We start from the raw sequence: 13,547 nt of genomic DNA, 5'->3' as shown, positions 1-13,547 counted from the left end.
TAAATTGATGATTAATGGATAACCCTATGTCTTTAACCGTTCTTATTACCGGTGCCAGCTCAGGTTTTGGCGAGGCCTGTGCCCATCACTTTGCCGCTCAGGGTGCGCGACTGATTATTTGCGCCCGACGTGCCGAACGTCTGCAGTCACTGGCGCATAAACTGTCAGAAACTTGCGATGTACTGGCGGAAGCACTTGATGTGCGTCACAAAGAATCCGTTTTTCAATTTGTCGAAAACTTGCCTGAAGACTGGCGTCAAATTGATGTACTGGTAAATAACGCCGGATTGGCTCTGGGGCTGGATCCGGCAGACAAAGCCAGCCTTGATGATTGGGACACCATGATCGACACCAACATCAAAGGGCTTAATTACATGACCCGCGCCCTGTTACCGGGCATGGTTGAGCGTAATCGCGGCCATATTATCAATATTGGCTCCATCGCTGGCAGCTACGCCTATCCGGGGGGCAACGCCTACGGTGGCACCAAAGCCTATGTGCAACAGTTTTCCCGTAACTTAAGAGCCGATCTGATCGGCAAAAACATTCGGGTTACCAACATAGAGCCGGGATTGGCCGAAACCGAATTTTCCGTGGTGCGTTTTCATGGCGATATCGAAAAAGCTCAAAACGTTTACCAGAATGTGCATCCGTTGTTTGCTGATGATATTGCCCGAACCGTTGTCTGGGCCAGCAACCAGCCTGAGCACGTCAACATTAACAGCATCGAAGTCATGCCCACCTGTCAGGCCTGGGGGCCACTGGCTGTTAGTCAGCAAGCGGATTAAACGAGTTTGGATAAGCGCACACCGTCATTGCATCTGCTGAAAATATTTGAAGCCGCTGGCCGCAAGCAAAGCTTTAAACTGGCCGCCGAAGAGCTGCACATTACGCCATCAGCGGTGAGTCATCAGATCAAAACGCTGGAGCAACAGCTTGGCTTTGCGCTGTTTAAACGGTTAAATCGCCGACTTGAGCTTACCCTAGCCGGTAAACGTTACCTAGATGTCATCACCGATGTGTTTCATCGACTCAATAAAGGCACCGCCAATCTGTTGCATCAATACGGCAAAAAGCGATTAAAAATATCCATGATGCAATCCCTTGCCAGTCATTTGTTGATCCCCAAATTATCGGAATTAAAGTCGTTATTGCCCGATGTGGAATTGATTATTGATGCCACGTCCGATGTGGTGGACTTTAATCATTCCGATGTGGATGTGGCGATCCGCTTTGGACAGGGCCATTGGCCGGGCGTCACCGTTGAAAAACTCAGCGATTGCCACATCAGCCCCATGTGCCACCCGGAGCTGGCACAAACACTCCAACTGGATAATCCAACGGATCTGGCCCATGCCCCATTGATAGGCTTTTCATTTATCAGTGGCAGCTGGCAAAAGTTTTCCAATGCCATGAACATGGAACCACTCAGTGCCGACAGCCACCTGAGTTTTAACAATTACGATATGGCGTTACAGGCCGCGGAACAAAAAGCCGGTGTGGTTTTGGGGATCATAGAAATGGAGCGCCATCATCTGAAAACAGGACACCTGATGCAACCCTTTGATATTGCGCTGCCAATGAGTGATGCCCTTTATCTGGTTCATCGTCCGCAGGATAAGGAGCGCGATGAAATTAAGCAGTTTGCCCAATGGTTTAATGCGATTCTGCTGGGTAATGCTCAGTAATAAACCAAGTCATTTATCTAAAGCAGTTCAACTAGATTCATCCGTCTAGATCTTTTCAACTAGACCCTTTCAACTAATATCATTCAACCAATACTCTTAAATCAACTTCAGATGAATTAAATTCACCTGACACCCTATCTATTTTCCGTTTGTCGCTCCTCCCGATAAAGCGCATCATTCAATCTTCACTTACCCGCAAAAGGAGTGTTGTTATGTTTCGTCTTGCCAAGCTGATCACACTGGCCGTGGCTATCTTTCTTACAGCCACCGGTTTCTGGCTCAACCTCGACAGCGTTTTCTGGAATATTGTTATTTTGCCGATCTGCCTGACATTACTGGGCGTACTAATGGCGAGCTTTGAGTATATAGAAGCAAAATTGGAATCTTCGCCCTGTCAGGTATACTGCTACTGGCAGCACAAACATCGCTGCACACCTGACGCCACCAACCATCAAGACGCTGCTTAGGATAATTTTATGTTTGAAACCATTACCAATCACTGGATGCTGATGCCAGTTCTGTTTAATTTTTTGCTGGTATTTATTGTGCAAAATGTAATGTACCAACACCGCAAAACAGCCATTATTCAGAACAATGTTCGCATTCGTGATATTGCCCATCGCCATCAACTGGAGCAACAACTGCCCTCATCCACCGCTTCATCCAACAACTTTAAAAATCAGTTTGAGCTGCCGGTTATTTTTTACGCCCTGGTTGGATTTTTTATGATCACCGGCTGGGCCACCTGGTTTGATTTTCTAATTGCCTGCGGTTTTGTTGGCAGTCGAGTCATTCACGCTTACATTCACTGCACCAGCAACCGGGTGAAGATTCGTTTCTTAAGCTATATAATAGGTACCTTTCTGCTCTATGCATTATTTATCAGTTTGGCCATTCAGTGGCTGATGCACACGTTTTAAAGGTTATTTATGATTATTGAAAAAGGCTTTGTTGTTGCCATTGATTACACATTAAAAGATGAAAAAGGAAATGTGTGGGAGACATCCGAAGGGGATGAGCCATGGATTTATCTGCATGGTTTTGGTGGCATTATTCCGGGGCTGGAACCGGAATTAACCGGCAAGCAACAGGGTGATACCTTTTCAATGACGCTACAACCGGAGCAAGCCTACGGCGTGTACGATAAAGACCTGGCAAATAAAGTTCCTCGCAGTGCCTTCGCCGACATTGATAATTTAGAACAAGGCCTGCGCCTGTCTGCACAAACCGACGATGGTGAAACTCACTCCGTTACCGTTACTGAAATTACCGATGACACAGTCACGGTAGATGCCAATCACCCAATGGCCGGACAAAAAGTGGTAGTGGATGTCATCGTTAAAGAAGTTCGACCTGCCACACCGGAAGAACTGGAACACGGCCACGCTCATGTGGATGGTCAGTGTCATTAAATAGGCAAGGTATTGTTCCAGATTATATATCGATAAATTGTATAAGGTATAACCCGATCTGACAGCAATATGAAAAGAACACAATATAAATGGACAGTCGATACTTTAAAAATATGAATTCAAAAACAGATTAACATCGACTTTTATTTTATTACCACTGTTTCGCCTTTTCAGGCGACCTTCTTTTTCTGGCAGTTAATTGCTCCTGCATTAACTGCATTCACTACATCCATGTAGCTTAGCCAAAAAGAAGGCACAAATTCGTCGGGAACGAATTTGAACAGCGTTAGCTGGCCTGAAAGGAGGAGGGCAGGATGCCCGGAATAAAAGGCCCTACGGGTTCCTCAAAATCACTCATACCTGTCAACACACCGTTATTGACAGCCTTCCATGGCTGACAATAACTTCCACTGGCGTCCATGCCAGTAGCTGTGTGCGGTATGAATGATTTTGAGCTTAATTGAGTCACTCTAAAACCAGAAAAACCAACTATGACAGAACTATACTGTCTGTTCGTCTAGAACTCTTTTGATTGGCACTGTAAGAGCAAGTTTAAATTTTTACAGATAAATAAACCCTCAAAATTAGCTAGCTACTAGAGTCGCTGACTGCAAAATAGACTCTCCGATAAGAATAGAGTTGTTTATACAGCAAAAAACCGATTGAAAATCGGTTTTTTGCTGTTAGTATGTAACGACTATAAATTAATGACCACTTTACATATGGCAAATTATCCTAATCTCGGGAAGTTAGAAGTTCGGGTTCTAGAGTATCTATGGGCAAACCCGGATGGTACAGCTAAATCAATACATCATGAATTAAATCAGGAACGTGGGATAACGGTAAACACCGTACAATCAACACTTGAACGCCTGTATCGAAAAAAATTACTTTCTCGTCGCAAACACAGCCACAGTTTTGTGTATTCAGCTCTAGCATCAAAAGAAGCTGTACTCGGTCAATTTATTAACGAAATGCTAGAACGATTTCAATCTAATGCTGAACTGAACGTTGCAGCAATATTGAATGCAGCAGAATCGATCGATCAAAAAGCGCTAGATATTCTTGAAACAGAAATTCAAAGGCGTCGCTTGGAAGACAAAAGTTAATGACTCTCTCACTAATAGCATTACTCATTATTATCGCACTAGTTAGCTGGATAGTTGCGAATGGTTGTTCTTTATTGATTAACCGTGTCAATGAGCATTATTATTACGGACACAATGGTGGATTAATTTGGTTATCAGCCATTCTTCCTCTTATATTTCCAGCCTTACTGTTGCTATCAGTTCTATTCATTTTTTATGGCAAATCCGTTGGCTGGCTCGATGACCACTGTTTAAATCACGATCCGCATCACCCTCATTTTTGCATAGCGCATTTTCAAAGTGTGGCTTTATCATCATTAAATTCCATTTTACTCATAGGTTTGTTCGCTTGTTTCATATCTACTGTCGTCTATAAAATAATCCAACTTATTTTTAATATTAGCCGTACAAATATAATCGCAAACTTGAGTAAATCTAACTATTTAGTAGCACGCTTTGATCACAAAGACCCTATTGCTTTTACCTATGGAATGATTAATCCAAAAATTTATTTATCAAACGCGATTAAGAAGCTTCTAACGAAACGAGAACAACGCATTGTTCTCGCTCACGAAACAGCACATGTACGAAACAACGACACCATGAAGTCTGCCATATTAGAATGCCTACTCTCTATGCACTTGTATCCAAAATCAATAAGAAGAAATTTTTACTTAAAAATCGAATCTCGAGCAGATAGAAATGTTATTTCACGATTTCATTCGCTCGATGTTGCGCAACTGCTTATCAAATTAGGGCGCTTTAACATTAAGCAACAGCAGCCTATTTCGATTATAGGATCACAACTGGAACATCGAATTTCTTTATTGCTTTATCCACCTGCAAAAACTAAAAGCGCGATAGCAATATCGCTATCTTTAATGGCTTTAGTTATTACGATACCAGTTGGGGTAATGTACAACCATCATACTCTAGAAACATTGATCGGCTGGCTAATCTAGTTTGGCCATTATAAAACCCAATTTATAGCTCAAAAAACAAGGAACCACTCATGCAATACAAAACTTTAATCTTATCTATTACTTTAGCCCTCGGGATATCGTCCTGTAGTGATGATCATGAACATGGAAAAGAGACTCATACCCATGAAGATGTTAAGAGTAAGACCCACAGTGATAATGAAACAGATCAGCATTCACATGATGACGAAAGTCACTCACATGATGAAAATGATCATTCTCACGAGAAAAAACCTGAAACAGAAATTATTTATGCGGATGAGTCTGACACTAAACAATCAACTGACAAAGACTCAGCAAGTAAATCTTTAACAACTGAGAGTGAAGCCAAGAAAAAAGAAGACAAAGAGCATTCACACGATGAAGGCGATCATGAGCACTAAATTTTTAAAGCCGCTGCTATTGTTAATTGCGTTAGGAGTATTTCACTCCCAACCAGTACTTTCAGGTGGCGGACACCCACATGACGGTTCGAATCACGAAGATGAAAAAAATCATGGCGCTGAAACACCAGCCAATGTCGTCACACAATACAACAATTACACCGAGCTTTTTGTTGAGTTTCCACCATTAGTGGTGAACCAAGCAGCAACCTTTGTAACACACTTTACTCGGCTGAATAATTTCAAAGCTGTTACCGAAGGAACTCTAGATGTAATTTTATCCAGAAATAGAAAAGTCGTCGCTCGATTCAGAGTAAAAAAACCTGCTCGCAAAGGTATTTTCCTTCCAGATGTTGTGCCAAATAAAACAGGGATTTTTGAGCTAGCTCTTGAGTTAAAAACAGATAGCTGGACAAGCCGACATAACCTGGGCTCAATAACTGTATTTAATAATCTTGATGAAGCATACATTGAAAATAAATCATCCGATGCTGAAGTGAGTTACTTAAAAGAACAGCAATGGGAAAACCCGTTTGCCATTTCTAAAAGCCAATTTGTTAAGTTACGTACTTCTGTGCCAGGTTTTGGAACGGTAACAGCACCACTTAACCAGTACACGATCATTCGAGCACCGGATGATGGATATTTTTCTTCAGGAAAAATAATAAGTGCCGGTGAATCGGTTAATATCAATGATGAGCTTGGTAGCCTAATACCAAGGCTCGGTGAAGATACTGATATCGGCGAGCTAATTGTTGATCTCGAAAGAGCAAAGTCTCGCTTTGAATTAGCAAAAGCGGATGTTAAAAGATTGAAGCAATTATTCAACAAGGGATCTGTATCTGAAAAGCTTTATATGGAAGCGCAAAAAGAATTGAATATAGCTGTAGTTGAGTTAAAAACAACACAGTCACGATTACGACAACGCTCCGGTGGCGTTGAATCAGTAGGTATCAATATCGAAGCGCCTATCAAAGGTGAGGTTTTAAGTGTTCATGTACATCCGGGATCTTTTGTACGCGAAGGTGATCCTATGTTCTCACTGGCAGCTAAAGAGATGCGATGGCTAAAAGTACAGGTTCCAGAAAAATTCGGCGAAAAAATTCACACAACTAGCGGCGTCTGGTTAAAACACAACAACCGTACTTTAGTGCTGGATAAACAGAGTCAGGCACTTATAGTTAACACCAGTCGAGAAGTAAATCCACTGACCCGAACCGTTGAAGTTGCTATTGCCTACCCTTCAGAAAAAGGCCCTTCGTTAATTGGTGCTCGCCTTCCTGTTTACCTATACATCGGTGAGCCCAAGTTAAGTCTTGCAATACCTGTTTCAGCCATAATTGATGACAACGGTCAGTCTGTAGTTTATGTCCAAACCAATGGTGAATCATTTGAGCGTAGGGTTGTGACACTTGGTATCCGTGATAACAATACAATTGAAATAACGTCGGGAATCGAACCTAATGAATGGGTTGTTTCTAAAGGCGCTTACTACGTTAAATTAGCCTCAACAGGTGGCGACTCAATCGGTCATGGTCATGCACATTGATTAAAATTAACTCTGCTCGAATACTTTATTTTTATGTGTGAAGTGTTTTAGGTATTTCACCAATTACATTCGAATTAATAGTCTATAAAAAATAAGCGTGATTTTATGATCGAAACAACCATTGCTTGGTCACTCAAAAACCGGCTACTTATTTTAGCGGCAGCAGCCTTACTTCTATTTTGGGGTAGTTGGACAGCAACAGAGACCTCTGTGGATGTATTCCCTGATTTAACAGCACCTGTGGTTACTGTTGTGGCTGAAGCACACGGAATGCCTCCAGTCGACGTAGAACGGTTGATTACCTTTCCTATAGAAACTGCCATGAACGGCGCCAGTGGTGTACGCCGTGTTCGCTCCAATACAGGGGTCGGTATTTCTGTTGTAAATGTTGAGTTTGAGTGGGGAACAGACATATACAAAGCACGTCAAATTGTTTCGGAAAAATTGCAAACAACGGCCTCTAGCTTACCAGAAGATATACCCACACCCGTACTAGCACCTGTTTCATCCATTATGGGTGAGATTATGTTTATTGCACTGGTGTCAAACAATCACAATGAAATGGAACTAAAGACCATAGCCGAATGGGTCGTTCGCCGACGACTATTAGCCGTTCCCGGCATTGCTGAAGTTATTCCTAATGGGGGAGAGACCAAGCAATTTCAGGTCATTGCTTCTCCAGAGCGTCTTTCTGCATATAACATATCTTTGGAACAACTTAAGAATGCCGTCGCAGATTCAAATTCAAATGCCTCTGCTGGATTTGTCGTTGAAAATTTACAAGAGTATTTAATTCAAGGCCTCGGAAAAATTGAAAACATAGAAGACATTGAGCAAGCGGTCATCAACACAGACAATGAATTTCCAATCTTGGTTCGAGATATAGCTGATGTAACCATTGGGCCAGCACCGCGTCGAGGTACTGCTGCTTATAACGCTAAGTCAGCGGTTGTTTTGGGCATCCAAAAGCAACCAAATACCAATACTTTAAAAGTAACGAGAGAACTTGATGCTGTAATCGAACAGTTACAGTCAACTCTCCCTGATGGTATGCATATAGAAACAAATGTATTTCGTCAGTCTAACTTTATTAATACAGCAGTTGATAATCTGGTTATTGCATTACGTGATGGTGCAATACTAGTAATAGCAATTATGTTTGCATTTTTATTGAGCGTGCGAGCAACAGGTATTGCATTACTCGCTATTCCACTGTCAGTGTTAACCGCTATTTTAACCATAAATTGGCTTGGCGGTAGTTTAAACACTATGACACTAGGAGGCTTAGCTATAGCAATGGGCGCATTAGTCGATGACGCTATTATTGTTGTTGAAAATATTGTTAGGCGACTTAGAGAAAACGAAGTGAAATCCGACAAGCAGCCCGTACACAAGATAATATTTCAAGCGACCAAAGAAATTCAAAGCTCTATTGTTTTTGCAACCTTGATCATTATTTTAGTATTTATTCCTTTGTTCTTTTTAACCGGTGTTGAAGGACGGTTGCTACAACCTTTAGGACTTGCATATATCATCGCATTAGCAGCATCGCTACTCGTTGCTCTTACAGTCACCCCTGTTTTATGTTTTTACTGGTTACCGAAAAGTAAAACCGTTTTTAATGATCATGATTCTAAATTCATCGCTAATATAAAACATTTATACCGACCATTATTAACTTATGCTTTAAAGAAAAGTGGTACTGTCATTAGCTTTTCAGTTTTTTTACTTTTGGGTTCTATTATTGTTTTTAGCCAGTTTGGTCGTGGTTTTTTGCCAGAGTTTAATGAAGGAAGCTTAACCGTTAGTGTTGTCACTTTACCAGGCACATCGTTAGAGACTTCAGATGATATTGGACAACGAGTAGAACAGTTATTACTTAATGAGCCAGAAGTAATAGCAACCGCCCGACGTACAGGTAGGGCTGAGCGGGATCCACATGCCCAGCAAGTATTTGCTTCAGAAATTGAAGTAACTTTAGATATGAAGGAGCGTTCTAAAGCAGCTTTATTATCAAGCTTACGCCAAAAATTCTCAGCAATACCGGGTACTAACGTTGTTATCGGACAACCCATTTCTCATCGAATCGATCATATGCTGTCAGGTACTCGTGCAAATATTGCAATAAAATTGTTTGGCGATGATCTTGTCGAACTCCGTAAATATGGAAAACAAATAGAAGGACTTGTACAAGCCGTTCCTGGAGCAGTGGATGTTGCAATGGAACAACAGAGTGAAATTCCATTTTTACAGATTAAGTTTAATCGCCCATCTCTTGCAAACTATGGAATTTCTATTCACGATGCTTCAGAAATTGTCGAAACAGCATTTAATGGCACTGTAGTAGGTACAGTGATCGATGGTCAGGCAAACTTTGATTTAGTCGTCAAATTTTCCAGTGACTATAAAGAATCAAGCAAATCAATTAAAGAGACTTTAATTACCTTAAATAACGGCGCTATTGTACCTTTAAATGCTATTGCGGAAGTAACAAAACGTCGCGGGCCTAATACAATTTCACGGGAGAATGTACAAAGAAAATTAGTTATTATGGCCAACGTAGCTGAGCGAGACTTAATAAGTGTGGTAAATGATATCCGCACAACCATTAACAATAATATAGAGCTGCCTACAGGCTATTTTATAGACTATGGAGGTCAGTTTGAAAGCGCCCAGAGTGCTGGCACCAAATTAATAGCTCTTGGCATTGTGGTTATTATTGGCATTTTCTTTTTATTAGTTACTGCTTTTAAGTCCGTACGCGATGCATCATTAATTATGCTTAACCTCCCCCTGGCACTCATTGGAGGTATTATCGGAGTCTGGATAATTGGCGGCAACTTAACGATTGCTGCTGTCATCGGCTTTATAACTTTATTTGGCATAGCCACACGCAACGGCGTTATTTTAATAGATCACATCAAGCAGTTATTTTCTGATGGATACTCACTAAAAGAGGCCATTATTAAAGGTTCGGAAGAACGTCTAATCCCTATTTTAATGACTGCTTTGGCTACGGCTTTAGCACTAATACCATTAGCACTTGCATCGGGTGAACCTGGCAGTGAAATACAAGCACCTATGGCAGTTGTTATTTTATTCGGTTTAATAAGCTCAACACTATTAAATATGGTAGTTGTACCAGCACTTTACTTTCGATTCGCACGTACTGATAAAATTAAATAGTATAAGAGAATATTTTTCTGCATAATGAAAACTAACTCAAGTAAAACATTTAAAAAATCAGTATTGTTTATTTCTTGGTTTAAAGTATTAATTGCAATTGTTTACGTTTAACTTTTTTGTAAAGAGGTTGCTCCTATCAGAAACTTAATCCGTGCTTTGATTTTTTCCCGCGCTAACAGGTTTGGCTCGTTTTTACTCGTCTGTGTGTTTTTTACCTCTCTCCCTTCAGTCTCATCTGAAATCAGACTTACCAACACACAAATTTGGCTCGCCCATCAACAAACGCGCTTTGATTATTTTGGTGCTGGCAATCATCCGTTTAAACCATCAGGAGAAACTTACGGATTGTCGTTTACTTTTAACGATCAGTGGAATATTGGTTTTAGCGAGAGTAAAAATACTGATTCGGCTCGATGGGAAGAGCAAATCACCGATAATTTTTCATTAATAAGTGGTGCAGAGTCAGACGAAAAAAATCAGACTATTCGTGCTCGATGGTTTGGCGACAGTGCAAGCGTTAGCTTCTCTTACACCGAGTCAAAACTTTCAGAGCGCTCCATCAGTCGCCTACCAACCATTGCGGAACGTATTGAAAACAGCAGCGACACAGCCACTGTCAGTTTCGATGATCAATGGATAAGTAACAACTGGATTTATACCGCTCGAATGGGACTTCAGTGGGCAGATGTTGAACTCTTCACGTCGCAATTAATTGCCGTTGAACCACCAATTACCACCGCTTCATTTCTGGAGCAGGAACGCTGGAATGGTTTAGCTGATATGTCATTGGCTTACTGGGTAATGACCGACAGTATTGATTTTATTCCCCAATTGTCCGTAGGCTGGACCTGGAGTTTGGATGAAAAAGGAGACTCTATTGCGTTTGTTGCTCGCGAGGGCGAAGTGCATCGGATCAGCCAGTCGAACAACCGACTGAACGGCGGCCTGAGATTACCCAACTCTGGGTATTGGGAATTTGGCACACTCATAGAATGGAGCGAACACTGGAGCAGTAATATCAGCTACCAGCAATCGATATCGGCAGCTCAGCCCATAAAGGCGCTTTATTTAGATTTAAGCGTCAGCTTTTAATGATTTACTTTTAAGTATGTCCAGCGTTTAATTGACTCAGTTTTTAATTAGCCAGTTTTTAATTAGCCAGTTTGATTTAACCATACGCCCTAATCGATATACTAGGAAGCCCAGATGAAATTTTATGCTTTAGGCTGACGCCGTCAATATAGTTTAAATTTCGTTTTAATGTCGATCTCGATGTCTATTAATTTGTCTCATACGCATTTTCCTTAATAAGTGTCGTCTTTGCTTAGGGGTGAGTTGTTGGAACCGCTCTCGCAACTGCTGTCTCTGTTCAGGGCTTAAACTTTTTAACTGACGATAAGTGTCACGCAACATATGCCTTGCCTCTGGTGACATCTGCTTGAATCGTTCAAATCGCTTAAGTAACACTCGCTTTTTATCTGCCGGAAGTCGTTGCCACTTTTGATACCGCTGTTTAGCAACATCACGTTGCTCGGCTGACATATTCAGCCAACGATTTGCACCGTTTACCAACCTCTGTTTTTTAGTATCAGAAAGATCTTGCCAATTTTTTTCAAACGGTTTTAAAACCGTTTTCACATTATCCGGCAAACTGCTCCACGTTTTATCAGTCGCAAATACCTGACCAGAAAACGCAATCATCAATAGAATTGGAAAAAATAATTTTTTCATTATTTTTCCTCGCTTAATTTAGGGTTAACACGATTTAGACTTGAAGTAGTGTTCTTTTTATCAGGCTTAATCTTCACGTCTTTTTGTTTCAGCTCATCGCTTTTCGACTGATTGTTCGAAGGCGCTTCGGAGTCATCGGAAACAACGTCCTCCACCTCTTCCATATCAAGCACGTCAGTGACTTCTCCGTTGACATCAATGGCATCCGCTAAAAATAATAAAAAGGCTTCACTAGGAAGGCTTTCTGTTAACTCTGTATCGTTTGCACTTTGCTGCTTCAAACCATTCTTTTCGCCGTTTAAATGACTGTCTTTTTGTTTCGGGTCGTTCGTACTTTCAGCTGAGTAAGTTAGTGTTTTTTTACTGGCGGATGACGACTGACTTTTTAAAGGCTGTGCATCAGCAACTTTTTTTTCAGTCGCTGATACGGATTTACCCGCCATTGAGATACTCAACACAAAGGCTATGGAGACAGGCTTATAACTTAGCAAGTTGCTTTTCCTCAGCGACCCAGTAAATAAACTCTAAGTCTTCGAGCATTTGTAAATCTTCTTCAAGAACTTCTGCAAATGGCTCTATGCTTGGCTCTGACTCTGGCTTCGGTAACGTTGTTATTACCGCTATCGCAACCACCATGCTGGTTGCTAGTGACCACTTAATCAGTGAGTGACGTTTCAGCTTCGGCGATTCGCAAGCCAGACGCGCCTGATTCAATCGCCGTCGAACCTCAGGTGATAAACTTTGTACGCTGTCCGTTAAGGCGCGATTAACTCGCGCTTCAACGATGTCGTCATCTTGTTTATTGGCCGGGTCTTTATTAATGTTCATAACTCCTCTCACTCTATTTTCGCACTACTCTCGTTCTACCCTAACTACGCACCTATGACGATTCAATTTTATTTAATGAAGCATCAAATGTTTGCAACTGCTGTTCTAACACCTTTTTCGCTCTTGAGTAATGGGTTTTAACACTGCCTACCGAGCACCCCATAATGTCTGCTGTGTCAGCAACACTTAGTCCCTCCCACGAACGCAAAATAAAACACTGTTGTTGTCGATAGGGCAATTGTTTTAATGCATCCAGTACGCATAGTAGTTCTTGTTGCGCATGCAGTGATTTTTCGGGTGTTATGTGATCCGAAAACTGCTCGATAAAATAATCTTGCTTATCGTCATCATCGGCCACCGGCTTCCAGAAAAAAATAGCTTGGTGTAATTTTTTCTTTCGAAAGTAATCGGCAATTTTTGACTGCAAAATACGATAGAACAAAGGTTTCCACTGCGCTTGCGGTCGCTCACTGTATTGCGTTACAAGCTTCAACATACTGTCTTGCACTATATCCAGTGCGTCATCTGAATTTTGTGTGGCTACCTGCGCCATTCGATAAGCTTTCTTCTCAATATCAATTAGAAATTGTTGCATTATTTTATACTGAGCCTTTGTAGTGGATCCGGCGAACATTGGCTCAGAAAACTCACCACTTAATGCTAGATCAACCAATACCATTCGACTTCTCCAGAATACCCAGA

At 41.4% G+C, this 13,547-nt stretch carries 16 protein-coding genes; 11 read left to right on the top strand and 5 right to left on the bottom strand.

The annotated features are described in order from the left end of the window. The first annotated feature begins 26 nt into the window (after positions 1-26). The 5 genes from C8D97_RS07080 (at position 27) to C8D97_RS07060 (ending at position 3,100) form a co-directional block, all read left to right on the top strand. A complete protein-coding gene (locus tag C8D97_RS07080) occupies positions 27-788 on the top strand; it encodes an SDR family oxidoreductase (RefSeq protein WP_109763053.1) in 762 nt (253 codons plus the stop codon). A 6-nt stretch (positions 789-794) separates the two neighbouring features. After that, the gene (locus C8D97_RS07075) at positions 795-1,688 is read left to right on the top strand and encodes a LysR substrate-binding domain-containing protein (protein ID WP_109763052.1); all 894 of its coding nucleotides are present in this window, start codon (positions 795-797) and stop codon (positions 1,686-1,688) included. Positions 1,689-1,900: 212 nt separating this feature from the next. Continuing rightward, positions 1,901-2,155, top strand: coding sequence for a hypothetical protein (locus C8D97_RS07070; RefSeq protein ID WP_109763051.1), 255 nt, complete (start codon positions 1,901-1,903; stop codon positions 2,153-2,155). A 9-nt stretch (positions 2,156-2,164) separates the two neighbouring features. Then, positions 2,165-2,608 (top strand): MAPEG family protein, encoded by a 444-nt coding sequence (locus C8D97_RS07065; RefSeq protein WP_109763050.1) that lies wholly within the window; start codon positions 2,165-2,167, stop codon positions 2,606-2,608. Between the two features lie 9 nt (positions 2,609-2,617). After that, positions 2,618-3,100 carry an FKBP-type peptidyl-prolyl cis-trans isomerase gene (locus tag C8D97_RS07060; protein WP_109763049.1) on the top strand — a complete coding sequence of 161 codons (483 nt, stop codon included), beginning with the start codon at positions 2,618-2,620 and terminating at the stop codon, positions 3,098-3,100. Positions 3,101-3,386: 286 nt separating this feature from the next. On the opposite strand, the gene C8D97_RS18020 is transcribed toward C8D97_RS07060, so the two are convergent. Beyond that, positions 3,387-3,569, bottom strand: a complete 183-nt coding sequence (locus C8D97_RS18020; RefSeq protein ID WP_146196104.1) for a hypothetical protein — start codon at positions 3,567-3,569, stop codon at positions 3,387-3,389. A gap of 193 nt (positions 3,570-3,762) precedes the next feature. Between C8D97_RS18020 and C8D97_RS07055 the strand changes: the two genes are divergently transcribed. The 6 genes from C8D97_RS07055 (at position 3,763) to C8D97_RS07030 (ending at position 11,378) form a co-directional block, all read left to right on the top strand. Next, on the top strand, positions 3,763-4,209 hold the full coding sequence (locus C8D97_RS07055) for a BlaI/MecI/CopY family transcriptional regulator (RefSeq protein ID WP_109763048.1): 447 nt from the start codon (positions 3,763-3,765) through the stop codon (positions 4,207-4,209). Further along, positions 4,209-5,150, top strand: coding sequence for a M56 family metallopeptidase (locus C8D97_RS07050; RefSeq protein ID WP_109763047.1), 942 nt, complete (start codon positions 4,209-4,211; stop codon positions 5,148-5,150). The genes C8D97_RS07055 and C8D97_RS07050 overlap by 1 nt, the downstream gene beginning before the upstream one ends. 50 nt (positions 5,151-5,200) lie before the next feature. Next, positions 5,201-5,551, top strand: coding sequence for a hypothetical protein (locus tag C8D97_RS07045; RefSeq protein WP_109763046.1), 351 nt, complete (start codon positions 5,201-5,203; stop codon positions 5,549-5,551). Beyond that, on the top strand, positions 5,541-7,100 hold the full coding sequence (locus C8D97_RS07040; RefSeq protein WP_170115171.1) for an efflux RND transporter periplasmic adaptor subunit: 1,560 nt from the start codon (positions 5,541-5,543) through the stop codon (positions 7,098-7,100). Before C8D97_RS07045 ends, C8D97_RS07040 begins: the two co-directional genes overlap by 11 nt. 105 nt (positions 7,101-7,205) lie before the next feature. Further along, positions 7,206-10,286 (top strand): efflux RND transporter permease subunit, encoded by a 3,081-nt coding sequence (locus C8D97_RS07035; RefSeq protein WP_109763044.1) that lies wholly within the window; start codon positions 7,206-7,208, stop codon positions 10,284-10,286. A 345-nt stretch (positions 10,287-10,631) separates the two neighbouring features. Further along, the gene (locus C8D97_RS07030) at positions 10,632-11,378 is read left to right on the top strand and encodes a hypothetical protein (RefSeq protein ID WP_146196102.1); all 747 of its coding nucleotides are present in this window, start codon (positions 10,632-10,634) and stop codon (positions 11,376-11,378) included. A 165-nt stretch (positions 11,379-11,543) separates the two neighbouring features. Here C8D97_RS07030 and C8D97_RS07025 read toward each other — a convergent pair whose 3' ends face one another. Genes C8D97_RS07025 through C8D97_RS07010 form a run of 4 tightly spaced genes read right to left on the bottom strand, consistent with a single transcriptional unit; the run spans position 11,544 to position 13,524 of the window. After that, positions 11,544-12,017, bottom strand: a complete 474-nt coding sequence (locus tag C8D97_RS07025) for a DUF3106 domain-containing protein (RefSeq protein WP_109763042.1) — start codon at positions 12,015-12,017, stop codon at positions 11,544-11,546. Further along, positions 12,017-12,460 (bottom strand): hypothetical protein, encoded by a 444-nt coding sequence (locus C8D97_RS07020; protein WP_109763041.1) that lies wholly within the window; start codon positions 12,458-12,460, stop codon positions 12,017-12,019. The genes C8D97_RS07025 and C8D97_RS07020 overlap by 1 nt, the downstream gene beginning before the upstream one ends. A gap of 34 nt (positions 12,461-12,494) precedes the next feature. Then, positions 12,495-12,845, bottom strand: a complete 351-nt coding sequence (locus C8D97_RS07015) for a hypothetical protein (protein WP_109763040.1) — start codon at positions 12,843-12,845, stop codon at positions 12,495-12,497. 52 nt (positions 12,846-12,897) lie between these two features. Beyond that, entirely contained in the window at positions 12,898-13,524 is a 627-nt protein-coding gene (locus tag C8D97_RS07010; protein ID WP_210204878.1) for an RNA polymerase sigma factor, read from the bottom strand. Positions 13,525-13,547: the final 23 nt, after the last annotated feature.

The sequence above is a fragment of the Pleionea mediterranea genome (assembly GCF_003148745.1).
In the GTDB taxonomy this organism is placed as follows: Bacteria; Pseudomonadota; Gammaproteobacteria; order Enterobacterales; family Kangiellaceae; genus Pleionea; species Pleionea mediterranea.
This window is presented reverse-complemented; position numbering and strand designations above follow the sequence as displayed.